Here is a 26,206-nt window from a genome sequence, read left to right as displayed (position 1 = left end):
AAGTTTGCTGGACCAGCCCGTATTATCTGAAGCGTCTAGTGAATGGGAATCCGTGATAGTGGCAGAGCAGCTCCGGACCGGCACCGCCAAGACCGACGGTCGAAAGCGGCGCTGGCACCAGCACAAGGTCGATCGTCGCAATGATCTGATCGACGGGACGATCGAGGCGATCCGGCGGCGCGGCCGGTACGTGAGCATGGATGAGATCGCCGGCGAGATCGGCGTGTCCAAGACGGTCCTGTACCGCTACTTCGTCGACAAGAACGACCTGACCACCGCGGTGATGATGCGCTTCGCGCAGACCACCCTGATTCCCAACATGGCCGCCGCACTGTCTGCGAACCTGGACGGCTTCGACCTGGTCCGCGAGATCATCCGGGTATACGTGCAGACCGTGGCCAACGAGCCCGAGCCGTACCGGTTCGTCATGGCCAACAGCTCGGCCAGCAAGAGCAAGGTGATCGCAGACTCCGAGCGCATCATCGCCCGGATGCTCGCGGTGATGCTGCGCCGCCGAATGAGCGTGGTCGGCATGGACACCCGCGGGGTCGAGCCGTGGGCGTACATGATCGTCGGCGGGGTGCAGTTGGCCACTCACTCGTGGCTGCTGGACCCGCGGATGAGCTCCGATGACCTGATCGACTACCTGACCATGCTGAGCTGGAACGCGCTCTGCGGGATCGTCGAGGTGGGCGGGTCGCTGGAGAAGTTCAACTCCGGCCCGCACCCGTCGCCGATACTGCCCTGGCGACGGGCGGAGTCCGGCAACTGAGCCTGCCGAACCGTTGTGGAGATCTGTCCACTCTCATACGCTGCTCGGAAAGGCCTGCTCGGAACCACTAGGGCCTGATCTCCGACCGAAGGCAGGTGACTCGCAATGGTCACGAAGAGCTACAGACTGGCCGCCAAGGCGGTCTTGTCGACAGTGATCGTCACAGCAGCAGTCCTGCCCTGTCCCCCGGTGGCGGGCGCCGATGACCCGGACCAGCCGGCCGAGCAGGGGCAGGAGGCCTGCGCCGGCGGCGACCAGGGCCAACGGCAGGACCCGCAGGCCTGCGGCGCCGGAATCGCCAACCGAGCCATCGGCGAGGCCAAGAAGGCCGCCGACCAGGCCGCCCGCGCCGGCCAGGAAGACCGCCCACCGAACGACCTCCTCACCGACGCTCGCTGCGTCATCTGGAACGGGGTTCCCACCCTGGTACCGCCGGAGGGGTTGACCCAAAGGGGGCCGTCACCATCAAGCTCACCCATGGACGGCAAGCCCTGCTGGGCGGCCTACGGGGTATCCCCGACTCACTAGCAGGGAATCGGATCAGTAGCTGTAGAAGCCCCGGCCCGACTTCTTGCCGAGCTGGCCGGCTTCGACCATGCGCAGCAACAGCGGCGGCGCGGCGTAGAGCGGCTCCTTGAACTCCTCGTACATCTTGTCCGCGATCAGCTTCAGCGTGTCCAGGCCGACGAGGTCGGACAGCCGCAGCGGGCCCATCGGGTGCGACAGCCCGGCGACGATCGCCTTGTCGATGTCCTCGACGGTGGCGAACCCGGACTCGAGCATGCGAACCGCCGACAGCAGGTAGGGCACCAGCAGGGCGTTCACCACGAACCCGGACCGATCCGAGCAGCGCACCACCTGCTTGCCCAGCACCGCGCTGGCGAACTCCTCGGTGCGGTCGGCGGCAGCCGGGTCGGTGACCAGGGTGCTGACCAGCTCGACCAACGGCAGCACCGGAACCGGGTTGAAGAAGTGCAGGCCCAGCACCCGCTGCGGGTTCTCGGTCGCAGCGGCGATCTTCATGATCGGGATGCTGGAGGTGTTCGAGGCCAGCACGGCGTCCGGGTCGGTGATCACCCGGTCGAGCTCGGCGAAGATCTTCGACTTCACGGTGTCGTCTTCGATGACGGCCTCGATGACCAGCTGCCGGTCGGCCAGGTCGCCCAGGTCGGTGGTGAAGGTCAGGTTGCCGACGGCGTCGTCGCGCTCGCGTTCGGTGATCTTGCCCGCACTCACCCCGCGCTCCAGCGACTTGACGATCCGGTTGCGTCCGGCGGTGACCAGTGCGTCGGTGGTCTCGAAGACCTTCACCTCGACGCCGGCACGCGCAGAGACCTCGGCGATTCCGGCACCCATCTGCCCGGCTCCGATGACACCTACTCGTTGGATCGACACTGTCTCCCTTTCAGTCAACGCCCAGCAACAGGCCCCGCCCAGGCTGGCTGGGCGGGGCCTGCGCTGTCAACTCCCCCGCGCCGCAATCCGACTTCCACCGCGGGAAAGGTCTTCCTTGCGCGAGCGTGCGTGTCTGCACACAACACGCCGTGTCCGGGCGTACAACTGCGCACGCTCGCGGCAAGTTAATGGCCTAGTGGCTCACGCCTTCGGTTCCACCTCGCCTCGTGGCTGGCGCCACTCGACTCAGTGGAACTGGCCCTCTTCGGTGGAGCCGGCCAGCGCCGTCGTCGACGACGTCGGGTCGACGGTGGTGGCGATCCGGTCGAAGTAGCCGGCACCGACCTCACGCTGGTGCTTGGTGGCGGTGTAGCCGCGCTCCTCGGCGGCGAACTCGCGCTCCTGCAGCTCGACGTAGGCGCTCATCTGCTTGCGGGCGTAGCCGTGGGCCAGGTCGAACATCGAGTAGTTCAGGGCGTGGAAGCCGGCCAGCGTGATGAACTGGAACTTGAAGCCCATCGCGCCCAGCTCGTTCTGGAACTTGGCGATCGTGGCGTCGTCGAGGTGCTGCTTCCAGTTGAACGACGGCGAGCAGTTGTAGGCCAGCATCTGGTCCGGGAACTCGGCCTTGACGCCCTCGGCGAACTTGCGGGCCAGCTCCAGGTCCGGGGTGCCGGTCTCCATCCAGATCAGGTCGGCGTACGGGGCGTAGGCCTTGGCCCGGGCGATGCACGGCTCCAGGCCGTTGCGCACCCGGTAGAAGCCCTCCGCGGTCCGGTCACCGGTGATGAACGGCTGGTCGCGCTCGTCGACGTCGGAGGTGATCAGGGTGGCGGCCTCGGCGTCGGTCCGGGCGATCACCACGGTCGGCACGTCGGCGACGTCAGCGGCCAGACGGGCCGAGGTCAGGGTGCGGATGTGCTGCTGGGTGGGGATCAGCACCTTGCCGCCCAGGTGTCCACACTTCTTCTCCGAGGCCAGCTGGTCCTCCCAGTGCGAGCCGGCGACGCCGGCCGCGATCATGGCCTTCTGCAGCTCGTAGACGTTGAGCGCGCCACCGAAACCGGCCTCGCCGTCGGCCACGATCGGAGCCAGCCAGTTGGCCACCGAGGTGTCGCCCTCGACCTTGGCGATCTCGTCGGCACGCAGCAGCGCGTTGTTGATCCGGCGCACCACCTGCGGCACCGAGTTGGCCGGGTACAGGCTCTGGTCGGGGTAGGTGTGCCCGGACAGGTTCGCGTCACCGGCGACCTGCCACCCGGACAGGTAGATGGCCTTCAGCCCGGCCCGGACCTGCTGGACGGCCATGTTGCCGGTCAGCGCGCCGAGGGCGTTGATGTAGTCCAGGTCGTGCAGCTGCTCCCAGAGCACCTCGGCGCCGCGGCGGGCCAGGGTGTGCTCCTCGACGACGTGACCCTGCAGTGCGACGACGTCCTCCGCGGTGTAGGTGCGGGTGACGCCCTTCCAGCGCGGGTTGTGGTCCCAGTCGTGCTGGATCTGCTCGGGGCTCTTCGGCGTGCCAACGGTCGACATGGGTGCGCTCCTTTGCGTTCTCGACCGGTCGGGGCCGCCGGTGACCAGAAGGTCGCTTCCCGGACTTGCTAACACCCCGATCGATTCACTGGTGTGTTAAGGCGACTTTGACACAGCCCATCTGCCCAGGTCCAGCCGTTTCTGTTGCCAATTTCAGCCACGCATCGGGAACAAATTGCTAAGTCTGCAAAGAACCGCGGGCACACTCCGTCGTGAAATCCGCGGGCAAGCTACCAGCCGGTAACATATCCGCACAGGTCAGCGCCGGTTTTAGCAGTACGCCCGTACTGACTAGAACGTGTTACAGCGAGAAGATGGCGGCGAGGGCCTTGACCTCTTCGCCCACCATGTATGTGAGCGTTCTAACAGTGCGATCGGCCAGTCCGGGCCCGAATATGTCCGTCGATCCGGCCGGGTGGACGTGCGAGACGATCTCTAGTTTGTCCCCCAGCGCGACCGCCGCGTCGTGTTCCAGGGTGACCCGCAGCGGCGCCGCGAGCAGCTCCGGATAACTCGACAGATAGTCCTCGACCACGCTCCAGTACACCGAGTTGTTCATATGGTCGAACAGGTCGATGTCGGTGAACCGGATCGGGAACTCGTGGATCTCGGCCGCGTCCTCGCGGCCACCGGACTTCAGGTAGGCCTTCCAGCGCAACCGGTCGACATCGGTGGTGCGCTTCAGCCCGGCCAGGAAGTCCTCGGAGATCCGAGCCGGCCCCTGCGTCTCCCGGTTTATGTTGATCCAGAACGCCTCCGACTCGATGAGGCCGCCGCTGCGCTTGCCGTCGATGCGGACCCGCATCTCACACCAGCGGTTGGAGGTGCCCGAACACCAGCGTCGCACCCGCAGTATGTCCTGGAACTCGATGGGTGCGATCAGGTCCATCATGGTGCGCCGGACGATCCACAGCGGGTGGGTGGCCTCATATCCCATCTCCCGCAACTGATCCTGGCCGATGTCCTGGATGTGGCGGGCGGCCGCATCCATCCGGAGCCGCCCCACGCGGTCGATGTCGGCGACCCGCAGCGGCCACTGCCGGTCGAACACGTCGGGGTGTGGGTCCGGCACCGGCATCAAAACCTTGGCCAGGCCGGTCCGCTCCTGTGTCTGCTCCATCGACGCTCCCCGCAGTTTTCCCTCAGCGGATCATGCCATGCCAACTATGCGAATGCCGCCTTCGCAGCAGGTAGCCTCGGGTGGGTGGCCAAGACCTACGTCGGCGCCCGGGTGCGCCAACTGCGCAGCGAGCGCGGGTTCAGCCAGGCCGCACTGGCACAGATGCTGGAGATCTCGCCGAGTTACCTCAACCAGATCGAGCACGACGTCCGGCCGCTGACGGTGGCGGTGCTGCTGCGTATCGCCGAGGTCTTCGGGGTGGACGCCAGCTTCTTCTCCTCCCAGGACGACACCCGGCTGGTCGCCGAGTTGCGAGAGGTCGCCATGGACCGCGACCTCGACATCGACGTCGATCTGGCCGAGGTGGCCGAACTGGTCAGCGCCCACCCCAAACTGGCCCGGGCAATGGTCAACCTGCACCGCCGCTACCGGATCACCACCGCCCAGCTGGCCGCGGCCACCGAGGAGCGCTTCTCCGACGGCAGCGGCACCGGCGCGATCACCATGCCGCACGAGGAGGTCCGCGACTACTTCTACCAACGGCAGAACTACCTGCACGAACTCGACACCGCCGCAGAGGAACTGACCACCCGGATGCGCAGGCACCAGGGCGAATTGGCCGTCGAGCTGGCCAACCGGCTGACCGAGGTGCACGGCGTGCACATCAACCGCCGGATCGACCTGGGCGAGACGGTGCTGCACCGCTACGACGCGACGACCCGGACGCTGGACATCTCCAATCACCTGTCGTGGGGACAGCGGGTGTTCAAGATGGCCGCCGAGCTGGCCTACCTGGAATTCGACGACCAGATCTCGGCCATGGTCGAAGACGGAAAGTTCACCTCGAAGGACTCGCGCACACTAGCCCGACTGGGACTGGCCAACTATTTCGCGGCGGCGATCGTCTTGCCCTACGGGCAGTTCCACGACAGCGCCGAGACGTTCCGCTACGACATCGAGCGGCTGTCGGCCTTCTACCGGGTCAGCTACGAGACCATCGCGCACCGGCTGTCCACCCTGCAGCGGCCTTCGATGCGGGGCGTGCCGTTCTCGTTCGTCCGGGTCGATCGGGCAGGAAACATGTCAAAACGTCAGTCGGCCACCGGGTTTCACTTCTCCTCCAGCGGCGGGACCTGCCCGTTGTGGAACGTCTACGAGACATTCGGCAATCCGGGAAAGATCCTGGTGCAGATCGCCGAGATGCCCGACGGCCGCAAGTACCTGTGGGTGGCGCGCACCGTCGAGCGCCGCGCGTCCCGATGGGGTCAGCCCGACAAGACATTCGCGATCGGGCTCGGGTGCGAACTGCGCCACGCCCACCGGCTGGTCTACTCCGAAGGCCTGGATCTGGCGGCCGGCCACGACGTCCCGGCCACCCCGATCGGGGTGGGCTGCCGGGTCTGCGACCACGACAACTGTCCGCAGCGGGCGTTCCCGGCACTGGGCCGTGACCTGGATCTCAACGAACATCGCAGCACGGTGTCGCCGTATCTGGTAAAGCAACAGCGGTGACTGTACGCATCCCCCATTCGCCCGGCCTGCGCGACCTCGGTGTCGCCAACTGGCTGTTCTGCAAGCTCGCCGCCCGGCGCCAGCACGTGCCCCGGGCGCACCTGTTCACCACGCTCGGCCAGCACAAGCGGCTGATGTGGTCCTGGTTGCCGTTCGGCGGGGTGCTGATGCGGGGCGGCAAGTTCTCCACGCGCGACACCGAACTGGTGATCCTGCGGGTGGGGCACCTGCGTGACAGCCAATACGAACTGCAGCACCATCGCCGGATGGCCCGGGCTGCCGGCCTCGACGACGCCACCCAGGCCCTCATCTTCGAAGGTCCCGGCGGCCCGAATTTTGAGAAGCTCAGCGACCGCCAGCGCGTTCTGCTGACCGCGGTCGACGAACTGGTCGAGACCCGGACGCTCTCGGATGCCACCTGGGCGGCACTGGCCGAACACCTGGATCGTCCCCGGCTGATCGAATTCGTCATGTTGACAAGCCAATACGACGCCCTGGCTGCCACCCTGAGCGCACTGCGGGTGCCGCTGGACTTCGATGAGTAGCGCTGCGTGACAGCCACCGTCAGCCACGACCTGGCCGTCGCCGGCGGCGGGATCCTGCTGATCGCCGCCGTGCTGATCGTCGTCGGGCGAGCACTGGTGCGCCGCGGTGCCGGGCCGCTGGTCACCCGCAAGATTCCCCATGCGCTGTGCGGGCTGTTCGCGGCGCTGGCCGCATTCCAGCTGTCCAACGGCGCGGTGGTGGCGGGCGTGCTGGCCGCCGCGACGGTGGCGTTGGCGTTCATTGTGGAGCGGGGCCTGGTTCCGGTGCCGGGGGTCTTCGACGGCACCCGGTCCCGCGACTACGGACTGGTGGGCTTCGCCGGTGGGGCATTGGTCGCGGTGCTGGCGTTCTGGCCGGATCGAGTCGCGATCGCTGCGGGCGTGGTGGTGCTGGGCCTGGCCGACGCCGGCGCGGCACTGGTCGGGGACCGCTACGGCCGGCACCGGGTCGAAGCCGGCGGCGGGGTGCGCTCCATCGAAGGATCGGTGGCCTTCGTCGCCATCGCCTTCGTGGTGTCAATGGTGTTCTGCCGGGTCGGACTGGAACTGAATACGTTTATGGCGGTGTCGGTTTCGCTGTTCGTGGCGCTGACGACGGCGGGCGTGGAGCTTCTGGTGGCGCCCGCGGCGGACAACCTGCTGATCACACCGTGGGTTGCGCTGCTGCTGCACGTCGCCCGTGATCTGTCCACCGACGACGCGTTGCGCTGGCTGGCGGCGGTCGTATTCGGCTGCGCCATCGTGCCGTTCATGCTCCGGATGCGTTGGCTGGATCTTCCGGGCGCGCTCTGCGGCGGTTTGATCGCCGGTGTCGCCGTCGGCCTCGGCGGGTGGGGGTGGATCATCCCGGCCGCGGTGTTCTTCTCGCTGACCAGCGTGCTCACCGCGTACAAACGGCCCATCCGGGCCACGGGTATGCGCACCATGAGCCAGGTCGCCGTGAACGCGGGCCTTCCGGTGCTGCTCCCGGTGATCGGCTACGCGTTCACCCGCGACCCGGTCTGGTACGCCGTGTCCATCGGCGGGATCGCGGCCGGCATCGCCGACTCCTGGGCATCGGAGATCGGCCGCTTCTCGTCGCGGGAGCCGTGGTCGCTGCGGACCCGGGGCCGGGTGCCCAAGGGCACCTCGGGCGCGGTATCTCCACTGGGTTCCGGCGCGACGGTGCTGGGGGCGCTGGCGGTGGGCACCTTCGGCGCCCTGTTCGGCGGCGTCGCGATGGTGCCGGTGGGCCTGGCGGCCGGCGTGGTCGGTTCCCTGGTCGACACCCTGATCGGTGCCACCGTGCAGGCCCGGTTCGTCTGCGCGACGTGCGGGGCCACGGTGGAGGACGACCTGCACTGCGGTGCGCCGACACGGGCGTCCACCGGGTGGCGGTGGATGGGCAACGACGCCGTCAACGCCTGCGCCAATGCGACGGGAATGGTGGTGGGATCCGTGGTTTTCTGGCTGATCGGGGCTTGATCGGACAGCGCCCGGTGGTCACACTCGCCGGCGATCACCCGATTCGTGCTCGTCGCCGGCCGCCTGGCTGAGGCGGTCAGAACAGGGGCCTGCCGGTTCCCAGGACCGCATCGCGCACTCAACCCCGTCGTCGTCGAGTGCGGCGACCGGCAGCGGCGTCTGGCCACTGCGATGGCGGATGCCGTCGAGGATGATGGCCACATAGCGGCGCCATAGCTCCGGGTCGATGTTGCCCGCGAACTCGCTCACCGTGCCCGCCAGCAGCGCGAAGATCGGCATGTCCGTGGACGACAGTCCGGGCCGCAGATAGCCGTCGCGTTGCGCTCGCTCGACGAGTCTCTTCGTCAGCGGAACAAGTCGCTCTTGGGCGGTCTTGACGCGATCGCCCCCGTAGGCCTTGCTGAACGCGATCTCCCGCAGCCCTCGGTCAGTCGCGGTGATCTCACACATGTGCTCGACGTACCACACGATCGCTTGCCATGAGTCCGGTTGCTGCAGAGCAGTTTCCGCGAGATCTGCGAGCTGATTGAGACCGTCCTCGAAGATCGCCTCGAATAACTCCTCCTTGGTGGCGAACCGCCGGTAGACGGTTCCGACTCCCACACCCGCATGATGGGCGACGTCGTTGAGATTGGGTTCCAAGCCCTTGCTCGCAAACAGCTCACGGGCCGCTTCCAGGACGCGCTTCCGATTGCGCTCGGCGTCCTTCCGCAACGGGCGGGCAGTGTCCTCACTCACACTCACCCGGCCAAGTGTAATGCGAAGAACAACCAAAACGGATTGACTTAATCCACTTAATCTAGTTAGTTTAGCTACCTGGAACAGCAGCGGTGGCCGACCCGGGCCAACGCCGGGAAGGTGGCGATGACCAGGCTGATTAGGCGGGTGTGGCTGCCGGCGTTGATCGTCGTCGCCGTCGCCGCGGGCGCCGCGACGGTTGCGAACCTGCGGACGGTGTTCGGCGCGCATCCCGTCGTGGTGACCGACTTGTCCTCGGACAACGCGGAGGACTTCAACCCCAAGTTCGTGACCTATGAGGTCTTCGGCTCCGGCGCCACAGCCGTCATCAACTACATGGACCTCGAAGGAAAGCCTCAGCGCGTCACCGACGCGGTTCTGCCGTGGACGTTGACGCTGCAGACCACCTTGCCCTCGGTGATGCCCAACATCTTGGCCCAGGGCGACGGCGACAGCATCAGCTGCCGGGTGACCGTCGATGACGAGATCAAACAAGAACGGACGGCTACCGGAGTGAATGCCGAGACCTACTGCTTTGTGAAGGCAGCATGACCGCGCCGACGGACGACGCGCCGACCGAGACGATTCCGGCGGCACGCCGCGCCGAGCGCCCGGGAATACCCCGATTCATCCGCAAGTTTGCGGTGCCGATCATCCTGGCGTGGATCGCCCTTATCGCCGTGCTGAATATCGTCGTCCCGCAGCTTGAGGAAGTCGGCAAGCTACGCGCGGTGTCGATGAGCCCCAACGACGCACCGTCGATGATCGCCACCAAGCGCGTCGGAAAGGTGTTCCAGGAGTACGACACTTCCAGCTCGGTGATGATCGTGCTCGAAGGCGAGGAGCCGCTGGGCGCGCAGGCGCACGAGTTCTATGACCGCATGGTGCGCGATCTGCGCGCCGACACCGCCCACGTGCAGCACGTCCAAGATTTCTGGGGCGACACGCTGACTGCCAAGGGCGCCCAGAGCGCCGACGGCAAGGCTGCCTACGTTCAGGTCTACATCGCCGGCGACCAGGGGGAGACGCTGGCCAACGAGTCAGTGGACGCGGTACGCCAGATCGCATCCGATCTCCCCGCTCCCGCCGGCGTGAAGGCCTATGTCACCGGGCCGGCGGCAACAAGTTCCGACCAGAACCACGTCGGCGACAAGAGCATGGAAACCATCGAAATGCTCACCTTCGCCGTCATCACGGTGATGTTGTTGGGGGTGTACCGATCCGTCATCTCCACCCTGATCGTGCTGCTGATGGTCGTGCTCGAGCTGTCGGCTGCCCGAGGACTGGTGGCATTCCTGGGATTTCATAATCTGTTCGGCCTGACGACCTTCGCGACCAACATGCTGGTGACGTTGGCCATCGCCGCCTCCACCGACTACGCGATCTTCCTGATCGGCCGATATCAGGAGGCGCGCAAAGCCGGTGAGGACCGAGAAACCGCGTACTACAGCATGTTCCACGGAACCGCGCACGTGGTGTTGGCCTCCGGACTGACCATTGCCGGGGCCACGTTCTGTCTGCACTTCACCCGGCTGCCGTACTTCCAGACGATGGGCTTCCCGCTGTCGATCGGCATGGTGATCGTGGTCGCCGCGGCCTTGACCCTGGGGCCGGCAGTCATCTCGGTGTGCAGTCGCTTCGGTCGCGTGCTGGAGCCCAAGCGCGTCACCCGGTCGACCGGGTGGCACCGGGTCGGTACCGCCACCGTTCGCTGGCCCGGGGCGATCCTGGTGGCCGCCGTCGCGGCGGCGCTGATCGGCCTGCTCGCGCTGCCCGGCTACCACACCAGCTACAACGACCGCATCTACCTGCCCGATGACGTTGCGGCGAACGTGGGTTACTCGGCGGCGTTCCGGCACTTCTCCCAGGCGAAGATGAACCCGGACCTGATGATGGTCGAAACCGACCGGGATCTGCGCAACCCGGCGGACTTCCTGGTGATCGACAAGATCGCCAAAGCTCTCAAGCACGTGCACGGCATCGCCCAGGTGCAGACCATCACCCGCCCCGACGGGGATCCGGTCAAGCATTCGACGATCCCGTACACACTCGGCCAGAGCGGCACCGCCCAGTTGATGAACAACGACTACATGCAGACCAACCTGGAGAACCTGCTCAAGCAGGCCGACGATCTGCAGGCCAGCATCGACTCGATGACCGAGATGATGAGCATCCAGCAGGACCTGGCCGAAGTGTCGCAGCGGATGGCCGACAAGATGTCGAACACGGCAGTCGACATCGGCGAAATGCGCAACCATATGGCCGATTTCGACGATTTCTTCCGGGTGTTCCGCAACTACTTCTACTGGGAGCCGCACTGCTTCGACATCCCCATCTGCTGGTCTTTGCGGTCGATCTTCGATGCCCTGGACGGTGTCGACACCATGTCTGCCGACTTCGATGAGATCGTGCCCGACATGCAGCGCATGGCCGAGCTGATGCCGCGGATGGTCGCGGTGATGCCGGCGCAGATCCAGTCGATGAAGAACCAGAAGCAGACGTTGCTCAACCAGTACCAGGTGCAGAAGGCTCAGCAGGACCAGAACATGGCGATGCAGGAGAACTCGACGGCCATGGGCGAGGCGTTCGACGCCGCCAAGAACGACGATTCGTTCTACCTCCCGCCGGAAGCCTTCGACACCGCCGACTTCAAGCGCGGCATCAAGCTGTTCATGTCGCCGGACGGTCATGCGGTGCGGTTCACCATCATTCACCAGGGTGACCCGTTGACGCCCGAGGGAATATCGCGCATCGAATCGCTCAAGGTCGCGGCGGCCGATGCGATCAAGGGAACACCGTTCGAGGGAGCCAGGATCTACCTGGGCGGCAGTGCGGCGATGTTCTACGACATGCAGCAGGGCGCCAACTACGACTTGTTGATCGTTGCGACGGCCGCACTGATTCTGATCTTCATCATCATGATGGTGCTCACCCGCGCCGTGGTCGCCGCGACGGTGATCGTCGGCACGGTGGTGCTCAGTCTCGGTTCGGCGTTCGGCCTCTCAGTCCTGCTCTGGCAACACCTCGTGGGTATCCCGCTGCACTGGATGGTGCTGCCGATGTCGGTCATCGTGCTGCTCGCCGTCGGTGCGGACTACAACCTGTTGCTGGTCTCGCGCATCAAGGAGGAGATCCACGCGGGCCTGCACACCGGGCTGATTCGCGCCATGGTCGGCACCGGTGCCGTGGTCACGGCCGCGGGCCTGGTGTTCGCCTTCACCATGGCCTCCATGGCGGTCAGTGCGTTGATCGTGATCGGCCAGGTCGGCACGACCATCGGGTTGGGCCTGCTCTTCGACACCCTGATCGTCCGGTCGCTGATGACGCCGTCGGTCGCCACCCTGCTCGGGCGCTGGTTCTGGTGGCCGCAGGTGGTGCGTCCGCGGCCGGTTCCGCAGCCCTGGCCGCGGCCCTGGCCGCGGCCCGTCCAGCGGGACCGTGAGCAGGTGCACGCCTGACGCGTCGGACCCGGCTCAGAAGTTGATCATGTGGCCGGTCAGGCCGTGGAAGCACTCCTGCAGCGCCTCGGACATGGTCGGGTGGGTGTGCACGTTGCGGGCCAGTTCGTTGGCGGTCAGGTCCCACTTCTGCGCCAGGGTGAGTTCCGGCAGCAGCTCGGACACATCGTGGCCTACCAGGTGCCCGCCGATCAGCTCGCCGTATTTGGCGTCGGCGATCAGCTTCACGAAACCGCTCGGGTCGCCCACCCCGTGCGCCTTGCCGTTGGCGGTGAACGGGAACTTGACCACCTTCACGTCGTAGCCCTCGGCCTTGGCCTGCTCCTCGGTGAGCCCGAAGCTGGCCACCTGCGGCTGGCAGAACGTGGCCCGCGGCATCATCCGGTAGTCGCCCAGCGACATGGTCTCGGCCCCGGCGATGGTCTCGGCGGCCACCACGGCCTGCGCCTCAGCAACGTGCGCCAGCTGCAGCAGGCCGGTGACATCACCGATGGCATAGATGTGCGGCACCGAGGTCCGCATGTACTCCTCGACGCCGATGGCGCGGCGCTCAGTGAGCGCCACACCGGCAGCCTCCAGGCCGTAGCCGTCGACGTTGGGGGCAAAACCGATGGCCTGCAACACTTTGTCGGCCTGCAGCGTCTCGGTCTGGCCGTCCTTGCTGACCACGACCGACACCGTCGAGCCGTCATCGGTGATGCTTTCCACCTTGGTGCCGGTGCGGACTTTGACGCCCAGCTTCTTGAACTGCTTCTCGATCTCCTTGGACACGTCGGCGTCCTCGTTGGGCAGCGCTCGGGGCAGGAACTCCACCACAGTGACGTCCACGCCGTAGTTGGCCAGCACGTAGGAGAACTCCATGCCGATGGCCCCGGCGCCGGCGATGATGATCGATTTCGGCAGTTCCCGGCTCAGGATCAGTTGTTCGTAGGTGACGACGTTGTCCGAGAGCGACGTGCCCGGCACCAGCCGGGTGCTGGACCCGGTGGCGATGATCGCGTTGGTGAAGGTGACGGTCTCGGTTCCACCCTCGTTGAGTTCGACGGCCAGCGTGTGGGCGTCGGTGAACCGCCCGTAGCCGTGGATCTCGGTGATCTTGTTCTTCTTCATCAGGAAGTGCACGCCGGCAACCCGGCCCTCGGCGACCTTGCGGCTGCGGTCGAACGCCGCGCCGTAGTCGAAGGTGGCCGTGCCGCTGATCCCGAACATGTCGGCCTCGCGGTTGAAGATGTGCGCCAGCTCGGCGTTGCGCAGCAGCGCTTTCGAGGGAATACAGCCGACGTTGAGACAGACCCCGCCCCAGTATTTCGGCTCGATGATGGCGGTGTTCAAGCCCAGCTGGGCGGCGCGAATGGCCGCGACATACCCGCCGGGGCCGGCTCCGAGGACGACGACGTCAAAGTGGGTCACCCGCCTACCCTATCCGGGCCGCGCGGGCCACGGGCAGTGGCGGTGGGAACGTCGATCAGACTCAGAACCATGTGGTGTTGTGCCCGGCTCACAGCGACAACGGCCGGATACTGATCACAGGTGCGCTGGCCGTGAGTGGGATTTTGACGCCGGTATCACGTCGCCAAATTCCCACTGGGCAACCATTGATTGCCATTGCAGACAGGCATGACGCGGATTGTCGCTGGAAGCCGGGCAAACACCCTGTCGTCCGGGGGCGGGAACCTACCCGTGCCGCGACCGATCCTCCACCCATGTCGTGAACTCACCCGACCAAGTTCAGTACGGGATGATTCCGCCGATACAGCGGTCCACGTGCTGGCAGAAGTAGTGACCGTACAACGGCGCCGCGGCGACCGCGGAGGCGAACACCGCCGACATCAGCGCGATCGCCACCGCTGACAGCACCGGCTTCTCCCCCACCATCGCCACGATCAACCCGGCGACGACACACACGGTCGCGTAGACCAACACGGCGAAGACGGCCGGGGTCTTGTCTGCCGACGAATACCACCAGGTGAACAACCCCAGCCCGATCCCGACCGCCGGGATCCACACCCCGGCCAGCACCAGCGCCAGATGCCACCACTTCAGGAACCGGTATTGACCCGACACGACAATCGGTTTGGGCGGCTTGGCGTGCTTGGCCGTCGATGATCGAGACTTCGAGTCGTCGCTGTCCGGCTCGGGCGCCAGAACCGGCTCGTCGGCGGTGCACGGCTCGTCGATCGCCTCGGAGCCGGGCAGCGGTGTCGGGTGCGGGCCGGTGTCGAAGCTCGGCGGCCAGTGCGGCTCGGTCATCGGCAGCGCTCCGGTGTCGGTGGTCTCAGACACCCGACACCACCTGAATCGCGGCGAGCGCCCCGAACCAGCCCAGCCCCATCGCGAGCAGGAACGCACCCAGGGCGGTTACCCCCCGGCGTGAGGAGACGAACACCAGCACCAGCCCCGCGATGCTGGGCACTCCGAGTGCCAGCGTGATCGCGGCGTCCGGGCGCAGCGGCGCGGTGATCAACAGGCTCAGGCCGATCCCGGCCAGCACGCCTACCGCCACTCCGACCAGCATGGCGCTGCTCAACAGCCAGGGGCGCGGCAGCGGAATCACACCAGTAGATTTTACGGCGACCGCGCCGGTCAGCGCGGTAGCGACCCGGTGGTCACCGGGACTGTTTCCAGCAGAGCGTTCTCGGCGTCGGTGAAGGCCCGCCCGCGGGTCAGGAACCGCATGCCTTCCGGCGCCTCCAGGCTGAACCCGGCCCCGCGGCCGGGCACCACATCGATGATCAGCTGGGTGTGTTTCCATGCGGCGAACTGCGGCCCGGAGATCCACACCGGCACCCCGCCGCAGACCTCCAGCACACCGAGCAGCACGTCGTGGTCGCCGATGATGAAGTCACCGTCGGGGTAGCACATCGGCGCCGAGCCGTCGCAGCAGCCGCCGGACTGATGGAACATCACCGGACCGTGACGCGCGACCAGGCGCGCCACCAACTCAGCAGCCGCGTCGGTGATCAGCACCCGGTCCGGTGCGCCCATCAGAACAAACCGTTCGCCGTCTGGGAGTAGGACACCAGCAGGTTCTTGGTCTGCTGGTAGTGGTCGAGCACCATCTTGTGGTTCTCGCGGCCGATACCGGACTGCTTGTAGCCGCCGAACGCGGCGTGCGCGGGATAGGCGTGGTAGCAGTTGACCCACACCCGTCCGGCCTGGATGTCGCGGCCGGCCCGGTAGGCGGTGTTGCCGTCGCGGCTCCACACCCCGGCGGCCAGCCCGTAGAGGGTGTCGTTGGCGATCTCGATCGCGTCGGCGTAGTCGGTGAACGAGGTCACCGACACCACCGGACCGAAGATCTCCTCCTGGAAGATCCGCATCTTGTTGTGGCCGGCGAAGATCGTCGGCTGCACGTAGTAGCCGCCGGACAGCTCGCCGCCGAGTTCGGCGCGCTCCCCGCCGGTGATGACCTTCGCGCCCTCCCCCTTGCCGATCTCGATGTAGGACAGGATCTTCTCCAGTTGGTCGTTGGAGGCCTGTGCCCCGATCATCGTGGTGCTGTCCAGCGGGTCGCCCTGCCGGATCGCCTTGGTGCGGATAGCGGCCAGCTCCAAGAACTCGTCGTAGATGGGTGCCTGGACCAGGGACCGCGACGGGCAGGTGCATACCTCGCCCTGGTTGAGCGCGAATCCCGCAAAGCCCTCTAAAGCCTTGTCCTGGAAGTCGTCGTTGGCCGCCAGCACGTCGGAGAAGAAGATGTTGGGGCTCTTGCCACCCAGTTCCAGGGTGACCGGGATGATGTTCTGGCTGGCGTACTGCATGATCAGCCGCCCGGTGGTGGTCTCGCCGGTGAAGCCGATCTTGGCGATCCGGTTGCTGGACGCCAGCGGCTTGCCGGCCTCGACGCCGAATCCGTTGACCACGTTGACGACACCCGGCGGGAGCAGGTCGCCGATCAGACTCATCAGGAACAGGATCGACGCGGGAGTCTGCTCGGCAGGTTTGAGCACCACCGCGTTGCCGGCGGCCAGTGCCGGCGCCAGTTTCCAGGCGGCCATCAACAGCGGGAAGTTCCACGGGATGATCTGGCCGACGACGCCCAGCGGCTCGTGGAAGTGGTAGGCGACGGTGTCGTTGTCGAGCTGGCTCAGCGCGCCCTCCTGGGTGCGGATCGCCGCCGCGAAGTAGCGGAAATGGTCCGCGGCCAAGGGGATGTCGGCGGCCAGGGTCTCCCGGACCGGCTTGCCGTTGTCCCACACCTCGGCGACCGCCAGCTCTTCGCGGTGGATGTCGATGCGGTCGGCGATCTTGTTGAGGATCTCCGCCCGATCGGCCGGAGAGGTCCTGCCCCACGCGGGCGCGGCTGCGTGCGCGGCGTCGAGTGCAAGGTCGATGTCGGCCGCGGTGGAGCGGGGGATCTCGCAGAACGGCTGGCCGGTGACCGGCGTGGTGTTCTCGAAGTATTCGCCACCGACCGGCGCCACCCACTGCCCGCCGATGAAGTTGCCGTAGCGGGACTCGTAGCTCATCGGCGCGTCTGCGGAACCCGGACGTGCGAAAACGGTCATCGGTGCTGCTCCTTACCCATGGGTGTTACTCAACTCACATTACCGTCGCGGTCACAATGACTGCTATGCCTGCCCAGCCTGCTGAGGACTTCGAGGACCCGTATCTCTGGCTGGAGGACGTCACCGGCGACGACGCACTCGGCTGGGTGCGTGCACAGAACGCGCCGACGGTGGATGAGCTCACCGGGGTCGACTTCGAAGCGATGCGCGCAGCCGCCCTCGAGGTGCTCGACACCGATGCCCGCATCCCATACGTGCGTCGCCGCGGCGAGTTCCTCTACAACTTCTGGCGCGACGCCGCCAACCCACGCGGGCTGTGGCGACGCACAACGCTGGACAGCTACCGTTCCGACACTCCCGACTGGGATGTGCTGATCGACTTGGACGAGGTCAGTCGAGCCGACGACTGCAACTGGGTGTGGGGCGGCGCCAACGTCATCGAACCCGACCACACCCGGGCGCTGATCTCACTGTCCCGCGGCGGCTCGGACGCCGTGGTGGTGCGTGAATTCGACATGACGACACGGGAATTCGTCGGCCCCGACGCGCTGGGATTCGAGCTGCCCGAGGCCAAGACCCGGATCAGCTGGGAAGACCCCGACACCGTGCTGGTGGGTACCGATTTCGGCGCCGACTCGCTGACCGAGTCCGGGTACCCGCGGATGGTGAAGCGCTGGCGGCGCGGTCAGGATCTCATCCAGGCGGAGACGGTGTTCGCCGGGGCGACAACCGATGTGGTGGTGGCCGCGGGCTGCGATCGCACTCCCGGCTTCGAACGAACCATGGTGTCGCGCGCCATCGACTTCTTCAACGATGAGGTCTACGAACTGCGCGGCCGCCCCGGCCACCAAGAGCTGATCCGCATCGACGCGCCCACCGACGCCACGGTGTCGGTGCACCGGCAGTGGATCCTGATCGATCTGCGCACCGACTGGGACACCGGCACCGCGTCGTATCGGACCGGCTCCCTGTTGGCCGCCGACTACGACGAATTCCTTGATGGAACAGCGACATTAAGCGTTGTATTCGAACCCGACGCCCACACCGCACTGCATCACTACGCCTGGACCCGCGACCGGCTGGTCCTGGTCACCCTGCACGATGTGGCCAGCCGGGTGGAGGTGGTCACGCCGGGTAGCTGGCAGCGACGGCCGGTCGCCGAGGTGCCGGCGAACACCAACACCGTGGTCGCGGCCGCCGACGACACCGGAGACGAGATCTTCCTGGACTCAAGCGGATTCGACCGTCCGTCGCGGTTGCTGCACGGTCCGGTGGACGGGCCGCTGACACAGATCAAGTCCGCCCCGGCATTTTTCGACACCGACGGCCTGGAGGTCGCCCAGCACTTCGCCACGTCGAAAGACGGCACCGCGATCCCCTACTTCGTGGTGCGCCCGGCCGGTGCGACCGGCCCGACACTGCTGGGCGGCTACGGCGGATTCGAGGTGGCGCGCACCCCCGGCTACGACGGTGTGCTGGGCCGGCTGTGGCTGGAGCGCGGGGGAACCTACGTACTGGCCAATATCCGCGGCGGCGGTGAGTACGGGCCGGGTTGGCACACCCAGGCGATGCGCGCCGGAAGACACCTGGTGGCAGAGGATTTCGCCGCGGTGGCCGCCGATCTGGCGGATCGGGCCATCACCGACGTGGCACAGCTCGGCGCGGTGGGGGGCAGCAACGGCGGTCTGCTGATGGGCATCATGCTCACCGCGTATCCGCAGTTGTTCGGTGCGCTGGTCTGCCAGGTGCCGCTGTTGGACATGCGGCGCTACCACCTGCTGCTGGCCGGGGCATCCTGGGTGGCCGAGTACGGCGACCCGGACAACCCGGACGACTGGGAGTTCATCAGCAAATATTCGCCGTACCAGAATATTTCGGCCGATGAGCAATACCCGCCGGTGCTGATCACCACCTCCACCCGCGATGACCGGGTGCATCCGGGGCATGCCCGCAAGATGACCGCGGCGCTGCAGGAAGCCGGGCACCGGGTCTGGTACTACGAGAACATCGAGGGCGGGCACGGCGGGGCGGCGGACAACGCGCAGGCGGCGTTCAAGTCCGCGCTGAGCTTCTCGTTCCTATGGCGGATGCTGGGCTGACCGCGGGGACCGGTCAGGACTTACGCAACCCACCCAGCAGCGCGACACCCACCCCCACCAGCACCAACACCGCCCCGGCCGCCAGCGTGAGGTTGAGCCAGAGATGCAGACTGCCTTCGGCCACGTCCACCAGGGCACCGGCGATCCGGCGGATGTCGCCGGTCGCCTGGTTGAGCACATGGTTGAGGTAGCGTCGCGCCACTTCGATCGCCGACCACCCCGCCGCGCCCACCAACAGCGCCGAAACACCCAGACTCGCCAAGGCCCGGCCGCGGTGCCGCGCCGCGACGAGGGTCAGAACGGCGCACAAGCCGGCCAGCGCGGCCAGCACCATACTCAGCAGGGGCCCCCACACCGCCAGCCGGTGTAGCCCGTCGGGACGCATCACCTCGGTGGACGTCGACGTCAGCGGCACGGTGAGCGACGCCGGCAACGTCACCGGGTAGATGGAGAGCAGTTCGGCAAACGCCTGGTCTCGCAGCATCGGCGCCACGTCGATCTCCCACGGGCCGGGGTCGCCGACGTTCAACAGCCACGCGTGCCCCTCCCGGTTGACCTTCACGAACTGCGGTGGGAAGGACGGCCCGGCGGTGTATTCGCGGGCGGCCTCCCGCACCTCCGACGGGTCGATGCCGAAACCGGCGGCGCGGATCAGCTGCACGGTCTGGGAGCTGAGTTCGGCCGCAACCGCGTCCTGCAGAGCAGGTTGAGCCGCAGCCCGCTCCGCCAGCCGCGCGTAGCCGTCGGCATCGATGAGGTTGGTCTGCGCCCACGCCGTCGGCAGCGCCACCGCCAGGCTGACGGTGGCTAGCAACCAGAACAGCGTCGCCGTGAAGACGCGCACTATTTCGCGGTGCGGCGTGGTCGCGCCAGTGCCATCCGGGTGACCATCCGGTTGGTCCGGGCCAGTGTCTTGAGCGAGTTGTTGTAGAAGTTCCCGCCGGCGCCGAGGTTGGTGCGCGGCGCGACCACGGTCTCCTGCCGGCAGAACTTGCGGATCCCGTCCTCGCCGCCGAAGCGCGCCCCGATACCCGACGTCTTCCAGCCGCCCATCGGCGCCGACGTGCACATCAGGTTGGAGATCACGTCGTTGACGTTGACCGCCCCGCAGTCCAATTGGAGTGCAATGTCTTTGGCCCGTGAGACATCGCGGGAGAACACCGAGGCACTCAGCCCGTAGACGCTGTCGTTGGCGAGTCGGATCGCCTCCTCGACACTGGCGACCTTCATGATCGGCAGGGTCGGCCCGAAGGTCTCCTCGGTCATACAGGACATCGAGTGGTCGACGTCGACCAGCACCGTGGGCTCGTAGAAGCTGCCCGGACCCGCGGCGCGGCGACCGCCGGTCAGCGCCCGCGCCCCGGCAGCGACCGCCTCTTTGACGTGCCGTTCGGTGATGGCCAGCTGCTGGTCGCTGATCAGCGCCCCGAAGTGCTTGCCCTCACCGGCGCCCATCTGCAGGGCCTCCACATCGCGGACGACCGCGGCGACGAACTTGTCGTAGACGGACTCGAGCACATACACCCGCTCAACCGACACGCAGGTCTGTCCGGCGTTGAACATCGCCCCCCACACCGCGGCGTGCGCGGCCAGGTCGATGTCGGCGTCCTCGCACACGATCATCGGGTCTTTGCCGCCCAGCTCGAGGCTGACCGGCACCAGGCGTTGCGCGGCCCGCTCTGCGACCTTGCGGCCGGTGGCGGTGGAGCCGGTGAACTGCACGTAATCGGCGTTGTCGATCACCGCCTCGGCCACCTCGCGTGCGCCCTGAACCACGGCGAAGACGTCCGGGCCACCCGACTGCTGCCAGCCGTGGCGCAGCAGTTCCGCGGTGAGCGGGGTCTGCTCGGACGGCTTGAGCAGGACCGCGCAGCCGGCGGCCAATGCGCCGATCGCATCCATCAACGCGTTGGCCACCGGGTAGTTCCACGGTGCGATCACGCCGACCACCGGCCGCGGACGGTAGTGGATGGCGATCTTCTTGACCCGCATCAGTGGCAGCGACGCCGGCCGGATCTCCGGGGCCACCGCCTTGTCCATCACCTTGATCACGTACGACAGGATCATGATCAGCAACGGCACCTCTTGGGCGGCGTCGGTGCTGGATTTGCCGGTCTCGGCGATCAGCAGCTTCTCGATCTCCTCGCGGTTGTCGCCCAGCCACACCGCGTAACGGGCCAGCGCCTTGGCGCGGCCCTTGGCGCCGCGCCGCTCCCATTCCCGCTGGGCGGCGCGCAGCCCGGTGGCGATGGATTGCACGTCGGACGGATCCGTCCAACGGACCTCACCGGCAACCTCCCCGCTGGCGGGGTTGAGCACGGTGCCGGTGCCGGAGAAAGCCGTGGCGGCTGAGTTCGTGGTGGTCATGGCGCCATGCTAGTCCGGGCTGTGATCCCGGTCGCACCGGGCCTCGACAGGTGTCAAGTCTGGGGTGCTTCCACCTTCAGGCCCCGCAGGTATGCGGCCTGGCCCAGATGCTGGGCGCAGTCGTCGATGATGCTGACCAGCCGCACGCCCGCCGTCACCGGCGGATCCCAATGGGTGTCGACGACCCGGGCCAGCTCCTCGCCGGTGATGCCGTCCAGGTAGGCCAGCGTCAGCTGATGGACACCGCGGTAGTAGCCCGCCAGCAGTTGCGCCGGAGCCCGGACCTTGGCGACATCGGCCGCGGTGTGGCCGTATCCGCTGTCATCACGCGGCAGGTCCAGACCGAACCGGTCCACCCAGCCGTCGCGAGTCCACACCTGTTCGACGCCGGCGACGTCGGCCACTTGGATGTCCTGCACCCGCGCGCTGTGCCAGAGCAGCCACGCGATGCTGTTGGCCTGCGCCGTGGGCCGATAGTTGGCCACCTCATCGGTCAGCCCGTCGGTGAGTTCGTCGGCGTGTTCGACCAACCGGGTGAACGCGTCCCGGAGCAGATCCCGCAGCGCGGCGGTTGCGGCAGTCTCGGTGCCCGTCATACCGCCCGACGCTACGCCTGGTGACAGACCGCCTCGACGTTGTTGCCGTCCGGATCACGGACGAAGGCGCCGAAGTAGCCCGGGTGGTATTCGGGCCAGAACCGCGGCGCGTGCAGCGACTCGGCACCGACCTGCACGGCGGTGTCGTAGAACGCCCGGACCTGCTCATGGTCGGCCGCGCTGAACGCGACGTGAACCTCGCGGTTGGGCCCCGAGGCGTCGCCCGCGGTGGCGTCGGCGATCCAGAACGTCGGCTTTCCGTCACGCCCGTAGCCGATGGCCACGCCGACATCCAACTGCCGGGTGTAGCCCAGGACGCCGAGCACCGCGTCGTAGAACTCCTGCGATCTGCCGTAGTCGGCGCAATTGATGCCCAAGTGGTCGATCACGGAAACATCCTGGCATGAGTACCGAGACGGTCGTAGATTGACTAGATGAGCCTCGACCTCGCGGTCCGCAACGGCACGATTGTCGACGGATTGGGTGGGCAGCCCTACACCGGCGATGTCGGGGTCCGCGACGGCGTCATCGTCGAGGTCGGCCGGGTTTCCGGAGACGCCCAGCACGTGATCGATGCGACCGGACTGCTGGTGACACCGGGTTTCGTCGACCTGCACACCCACTATGACGGGCAGTCGATCTGGTCGGATCGCCTCAATCCCTCCTCGGCTCACGGGGTGACGACCGCGTTGATGGGCAACTGCGGGGTGGGTTTCGCGCCGTGCCGGATGGCGGACCACGACGTGCTGGTGGACCTGATGGCCGGCGTCGAAGACATTCCCGGCGTGGTGATGACCGACGGACTGCCGTGGACCTGGGAGACGTTCCCGCAGTTCATGGATGCCGTCGATATGCGGCAACGGGATATCGATGTGGCGGCGTTCCTGCCGCATTCGCCGCTGCGCGTCTACGTGATGGGGCAACGCGGTATTGACCGCGAGCCGGCCACACCCGCGGATCTGGCGCACATGCGCAGGCTGGCCCGGGAGGCGGCCGAGGCCGGGGCACTGGGCTTCTCGTCGTCGCGGCTGGTCACCCATCGCACCTGGGCCGGCTCGCAGATACCCAGCTATAACGCCGAGTACAGCGAGATCCTCGAGATCGGTCGCGGCATCGCCGACGGCGGTGGCGGCCTGGTCCAGTTCGTCCCGGACCTCCCGGATCGTTCGTATCAGCCGGTGCTGCAGCAGGTTTTCGACGCGGCCACCGATGCCGGACTGTCGGTCACCTTCACTTTGCTGATCGGCAACGCCGGTGAATCGATCTGGCCGGACGCGATCGCCATGCTGGAGAAGGCCAACAGCTCCGGCGCCACCGTCACCGCGCAGGTCTTCCCGCGACCGATCGGACTCATGGCCGGGCTGGACCTGAGCATCCATCCGTTCGTGCTGTACCCGAGCTACCAGCCGATCACGCACCTGCCGCTGGCCGAGCGAGTCGCCGAGATGCGCAGACCTGAGGTGCGGCAGCGGATTCTGGCCGACCGGCCCAGCGTCGTGCCGACCAACCCGATCGCCTATCTCGCCCAGTCCTGGGACTGGACCTTCCCGCTCGGCGATGACCCGGACTACGAACCGGATCCCTCGAAAAGCATTGCGGCGCGGGCCAGGGCTCGAGGTGTCTCCCCGGAGGAAGAGGCCTATGACCGGCTGCTCGACGACGACGGGCATGCGATCCTGCTCAACGCGCTGGCCAACTTCGAGAACAACTCACTGGACACCGCCGGGACCCTGATGCGCCGAGACGACGTGGTGCTCGGGCTGGGTGACGGCGGTGCTCACTACGGGATGATCTGCGACTCAAGCTTTCCCACCTATGTGCTGACCCATTGGGCCCGTGACCGCGCCTCCGACCGGCTCAGCGTCGCCGAGGCGGTCCGGGAACTGACGTCGACCCCGGCCCGGGTCGCCGGGCTCGAAGACCGGGGCCGTATCGCGGTCGGCTACAAGGCGGACCTCAACGTGATCGACCACCAGAACCTGCGCCTGCACAAACCGGTGGTCACCTACGACCTGCCGGCCGGTGGGCGCCGGCTCGATCAGACCGCCGACGGCTATGTGGCGACAATCGTCTCCGGCGAGATCATCGCGGAGAACGGCAAACCCACCGCCGCCCGTCCCGGCAGGCTGGTGCGCGGCCGCCAACCCGCCCCGGCCTGAGTTTTCAGCCGTCGGGCGGCTGACTCGGCGAGTACCGTTTTCCGATGTGACTGAGCCCGCAGAGCCCAAATACACCCACGGCCATCACGAGTCGGTGCTGCGCGCCCACCGTGCCCGCACGGCGCAGAACTCCGCGCCCTATCTGCTGTCGTCGCTGGCACCGGGTTTGGAGTTGCTGGACGTCGGCTGCGGCCCCGGAACCATCACCGCGGATCTGGCCGGCATCGTCGCGCCAGGCCGGGTGACCGCGGTCGAGCCGGTGCCCGAGGCACTGGAGCTGGCGCGTGCCTGCGCACGCGAGCGAGGGCAGGACAACATCGACTTCGTGGTCGCCGACGTGCACGCATTGCAGTTCCCCGACAACAGCTTTGACGTGGTGCATGCCCATCAGGTGCTGCAGCACGTTGCCGACCCGGTGACCGCGCTGACCGAGATGCGCCGGGTGTGCAAGCCCGGCGGCGTGGTGGCCGTCCGCGACAGCGACTACGCCGCGTTCACCTGGTATCCGGCATCGGCGGAGTTGGACGACTGGCTGCGGCTCTACCGCGACGCCGCGCGGGCCAACGGCGGCGAACCCGACGCGGGCCGGTATCTGCTGGCCTGGGCGCACGCGGCCGGTTTCACCGACGTCACCCCAACGGCGAGCGCGTCGTGTTTCGCCACGCCGGCCGACCGGGAGCACTGGGGCGGCATGTGGGCCGACCGCATCCTGCAATCCGCCATCGCCGAACAGCTGCGGGACAGCGGCGCCGCCGATCAGGCCAAGCTGCAGGTGATTTCGCAGGCCTGGCGGGACTGGGCGGATCACCCGGACGGCTGGCTGATGATCCCGCACAGCCAGATCCTGTGCCGGGTCTGACCACCCGGAGCAGACTCAGAGCAACCGCTGTTGCGGGGTGGAGCGGGCGACCAGTTCGGCGTCGCTGGTCACCGCGTCGCCCAGCACCTGATCGATGCGGGCCAGCAGCTCGTCAGGGATCCGCACGCCCGAGGCTTTGACGTTCTCGGCGACCTGCTCCGGGCGGGACGCACCGACCAACGCCGCGGCGACGTTGTCGTTCTGCAGCACCCAGGCGATCGCCAGCTGTGCCGTCGTCAGCCCCAGCTCCGCGGCGATCGGCGCCAACTGCTGCACCCGCGTCAGCACATCGTCGGTCATGAACCGTTTGATGAAGTTCGCCCCGCCCTTCTCGTCGGTGGCGCGGGATCCGGCCGGCGGCGGCTGCCCGGGCAGGTACTTGCCCGACAGCACGCCCTGAGCCATCGGCGACCAGACGATCTGGCCGAGCCCGAGCTCCCGGCAGGTCGGGACCACCTCGGGTTCGATGATCCGCCACAGCATCGAGTACTGCGGCTGGCTGGAGATCAGCGGCACTCCGAGTTCGCGGGCCAGCCCGTGCGCGTTGCGGATCTGCTCGGGCGTCCATTCGCTGACGCCGATGTAGAGCGCCTTGCCTGCCCGGACCACGTCGGCGAAGGCCTGCATGGTCTCCTCCAGCGGGGTGAAGGAGTCGTAGCGGTGCGCCTGATACAGGTCGACGTAGTCGGTGCCCAGCCGACGCAGCGACCCGTCGATGGCTTCCATGATGTGTTTGCGGGACAGGCCGGTGTCGTTGCGGCCCAACGGAGCCGGCCCGATCGGCCAGTACACCTTGGTGAAGATCTCCAAGGCGCCCCGCCGCTGACCTTTGAGCGCCGCACCGAGCACTTCCTCGGCACGTCCGTTGGCGTATACGTCGGCGGTGTCGAAGGTGGTGATCCCGGCATCGAGCGCCGCATGCACGCAGGCGGTGGCGACGTCGTTCTCGACCTGCGAGCCGTGGGTGAGCCAGTTCCCGTAGGTGATCTCGGAGATCTGCAGACCGGAGTTGCCCAGGTAGCGAAATTCCATAAGGCCATCTTGGCGCACGGCGTACCGGGTGTCTGCGGCTGGACTAACT

24 protein-coding genes are annotated in these 26,206 nt (G+C 67.0%); 10 read left to right on the top strand and 14 right to left on the bottom strand.

The features are described 5' to 3' along the window. Positions 1-58: 58 nt before the first annotated feature. The gene (locus AWC16_RS11425; protein ID WP_085264859.1) at positions 59-772 is read left to right on the top strand and encodes a TetR/AcrR family transcriptional regulator; all 714 of its coding nucleotides are present in this window, start codon (positions 59-61) and stop codon (positions 770-772) included. Positions 773-877: 105 nt separating this feature from the next. After that, the gene (locus AWC16_RS11420; protein ID WP_085264858.1) at positions 878-1,300 is read left to right on the top strand and encodes a hypothetical protein; all 423 of its coding nucleotides are present in this window, start codon (positions 878-880) and stop codon (positions 1,298-1,300) included. Between the two features lie 12 nt (positions 1,301-1,312). Here AWC16_RS11420 and AWC16_RS11415 read toward each other — a convergent pair whose 3' ends face one another. The 3 genes from AWC16_RS11415 to AWC16_RS11405 all read right to left on the bottom strand — a co-directional run bounded on the left by AWC16_RS11415 (position 1,313) and on the right by AWC16_RS11405 (position 4,820). Next, complete coding sequence (locus tag AWC16_RS11415; protein WP_207572306.1) at positions 1,313-2,167, bottom strand: 3-hydroxybutyryl-CoA dehydrogenase; 855 nt, start codon at positions 2,165-2,167, stop codon at positions 1,313-1,315. A 246-nt stretch (positions 2,168-2,413) separates the two neighbouring features. Then, positions 2,414-3,700: an isocitrate lyase gene (gene aceA / locus AWC16_RS11410; protein ID WP_085264856.1), complete on the bottom strand. Its 1,287-nt coding sequence runs from the start codon at positions 3,698-3,700 to the stop codon at positions 2,414-2,416. Positions 3,701-4,001: 301 nt separating this feature from the next. Beyond that, the gene (locus tag AWC16_RS11405; protein ID WP_085264855.1) at positions 4,002-4,820 is read right to left on the bottom strand and encodes an acyl-[acyl-carrier-protein] thioesterase; all 819 of its coding nucleotides are present in this window, start codon (positions 4,818-4,820) and stop codon (positions 4,002-4,004) included. Positions 4,821-4,904: 84 nt separating this feature from the next. On the opposite strand from AWC16_RS11405, the gene ramB reads away from it, so the two are divergent. The 3 genes from ramB to AWC16_RS11390 are packed head-to-tail and all read left to right on the top strand — an operon-like array spanning position 4,905 to position 8,341. Then, positions 4,905-6,332 (top strand): acetate metabolism transcriptional regulator RamB, encoded by a 1,428-nt coding sequence (gene ramB / locus AWC16_RS11400; RefSeq protein WP_085264854.1) that lies wholly within the window; start codon positions 4,905-4,907, stop codon positions 6,330-6,332. Further along, on the top strand, positions 6,329-6,877 hold the full coding sequence (locus AWC16_RS11395; protein WP_085264853.1) for a carboxymuconolactone decarboxylase family protein: 549 nt from the start codon (positions 6,329-6,331) through the stop codon (positions 6,875-6,877). The genes ramB and AWC16_RS11395 overlap by 4 nt, the downstream gene beginning before the upstream one ends. Positions 6,878-6,883: 6 nt before the next feature. Then, on the top strand, positions 6,884-8,341 hold the full coding sequence (locus AWC16_RS11390; RefSeq protein WP_085264852.1) for a DUF92 domain-containing protein: 1,458 nt from the start codon (positions 6,884-6,886) through the stop codon (positions 8,339-8,341). A gap of 18 nt (positions 8,342-8,359) precedes the next feature. Here AWC16_RS11390 and AWC16_RS11385 read toward each other — a convergent pair whose 3' ends face one another. Then, positions 8,360-9,079 carry a TetR/AcrR family transcriptional regulator gene (locus AWC16_RS11385; protein ID WP_085264928.1) on the bottom strand — a complete coding sequence of 240 codons (720 nt, stop codon included), beginning with the start codon at positions 9,077-9,079 and terminating at the stop codon, positions 8,360-8,362. 126 nt (positions 9,080-9,205) lie between these two features. On the opposite strand from AWC16_RS11385, the gene AWC16_RS11380 reads away from it, so the two are divergent. Together AWC16_RS11380 and AWC16_RS11375 are read left to right on the top strand one after the other, a co-directional pair. Next, positions 9,206-9,631: an MmpS family transport accessory protein gene (locus AWC16_RS11380; RefSeq protein ID WP_085264851.1), complete on the top strand. Its 426-nt coding sequence runs from the start codon at positions 9,206-9,208 to the stop codon at positions 9,629-9,631. Further along, complete coding sequence (locus tag AWC16_RS11375) at positions 9,628-12,537, top strand: MMPL/RND family transporter (RefSeq protein ID WP_085264850.1); 2,910 nt, start codon at positions 9,628-9,630, stop codon at positions 12,535-12,537. The genes AWC16_RS11380 and AWC16_RS11375 overlap by 4 nt, the downstream gene beginning before the upstream one ends. Before the next feature lie 15 nt (positions 12,538-12,552). On the opposite strand, the gene lpdA is transcribed toward AWC16_RS11375, so the two are convergent. The 5 genes from lpdA to adh form a co-directional block, all read right to left on the bottom strand. After that, complete coding sequence (gene lpdA, locus AWC16_RS11370; protein ID WP_085264849.1) at positions 12,553-13,947, bottom strand: dihydrolipoyl dehydrogenase; 1,395 nt, start codon at positions 13,945-13,947, stop codon at positions 12,553-12,555. Positions 13,948-14,265: 318 nt separating this feature from the next. Next, positions 14,266-14,820, bottom strand: coding sequence for a hypothetical protein (locus tag AWC16_RS11365; protein WP_085264848.1), 555 nt, complete (start codon positions 14,818-14,820; stop codon positions 14,266-14,268). Next, positions 14,813-15,091, bottom strand: coding sequence for a putative holin (locus tag AWC16_RS11360; protein WP_085264847.1), 279 nt, complete (start codon positions 15,089-15,091; stop codon positions 14,813-14,815). Before AWC16_RS11360 ends, AWC16_RS11365 begins: the two co-directional genes overlap by 8 nt. Before the next feature lie 29 nt (positions 15,092-15,120). After that, positions 15,121-15,522, bottom strand: coding sequence for a DUF779 domain-containing protein (locus tag AWC16_RS11355; protein WP_085264846.1), 402 nt, complete (start codon positions 15,520-15,522; stop codon positions 15,121-15,123). Further along, positions 15,522-17,045, bottom strand: a complete 1,524-nt coding sequence (gene adh / locus AWC16_RS11350; protein WP_085264845.1) for an aldehyde dehydrogenase — start codon at positions 17,043-17,045, stop codon at positions 15,522-15,524. Before adh ends, AWC16_RS11355 begins: the two co-directional genes overlap by 1 nt. Before the next feature lie 65 nt (positions 17,046-17,110). Here adh and AWC16_RS11345 point away from each other — a divergent pair, with 65 nt between their 5' ends. Further along, positions 17,111-19,144, top strand: a complete 2,034-nt coding sequence (locus AWC16_RS11345; RefSeq protein WP_085264844.1) for a prolyl oligopeptidase family serine peptidase — start codon at positions 17,111-17,113, stop codon at positions 19,142-19,144. A 13-nt stretch (positions 19,145-19,157) separates the two neighbouring features. On the opposite strand, the gene AWC16_RS11340 is transcribed toward AWC16_RS11345, so the two are convergent. The 4 genes from AWC16_RS11340 to AWC16_RS11325 are packed head-to-tail and all read right to left on the bottom strand — an operon-like array spanning position 19,158 to position 22,496. Continuing rightward, entirely contained in the window at positions 19,158-19,988 is an 831-nt protein-coding gene (locus AWC16_RS11340) for a hypothetical protein (RefSeq protein WP_085264843.1), read from the bottom strand. Further along, entirely contained in the window at positions 19,988-21,511 is a 1,524-nt protein-coding gene (locus AWC16_RS11335) for an aldehyde dehydrogenase family protein (RefSeq protein ID WP_085264842.1), read from the bottom strand. Before AWC16_RS11335 ends, AWC16_RS11340 begins: the two co-directional genes overlap by 1 nt. Before the next feature lie 53 nt (positions 21,512-21,564). After that, positions 21,565-22,107: a mycothiol transferase gene (locus tag AWC16_RS11330; RefSeq protein WP_085264841.1), complete on the bottom strand. Its 543-nt coding sequence runs from the start codon at positions 22,105-22,107 to the stop codon at positions 21,565-21,567. A gap of 11 nt (positions 22,108-22,118) precedes the next feature. Further along, positions 22,119-22,496 (bottom strand): VOC family protein, encoded by a 378-nt coding sequence (locus tag AWC16_RS11325; RefSeq protein WP_085264840.1) that lies wholly within the window; start codon positions 22,494-22,496, stop codon positions 22,119-22,121. A 45-nt stretch (positions 22,497-22,541) separates the two neighbouring features. Between AWC16_RS11325 and AWC16_RS11320 the strand changes: the two genes are divergently transcribed. Continuing rightward, the gene (locus AWC16_RS11320) at positions 22,542-24,266 is read left to right on the top strand and encodes an N-acyl-D-amino-acid deacylase family protein (protein WP_085264839.1); all 1,725 of its coding nucleotides are present in this window, start codon (positions 22,542-22,544) and stop codon (positions 24,264-24,266) included. Between the two features lie 46 nt (positions 24,267-24,312). Further along, positions 24,313-25,125, top strand: coding sequence for a class I SAM-dependent methyltransferase (locus AWC16_RS11315; RefSeq protein WP_234812222.1), 813 nt, complete (start codon positions 24,313-24,315; stop codon positions 25,123-25,125). Positions 25,126-25,140: 15 nt separating this feature from the next. On the opposite strand, the gene AWC16_RS11310 is transcribed toward AWC16_RS11315, so the two are convergent. After that, on the bottom strand, positions 25,141-26,157 hold the full coding sequence (locus AWC16_RS11310) for an aldo/keto reductase family protein (protein ID WP_085264837.1): 1,017 nt from the start codon (positions 26,155-26,157) through the stop codon (positions 25,141-25,143). Positions 26,158-26,206: the final 49 nt, after the last annotated feature.

It is taken from the genome of Mycolicibacter longobardus (assembly GCF_002102265.1).
Lineage (GTDB): Bacteria > Actinomycetota > Actinomycetes > Mycobacteriales > Mycobacteriaceae > Mycobacterium > Mycobacterium longobardum.
This window is presented reverse-complemented; position numbering and strand designations above follow the sequence as displayed.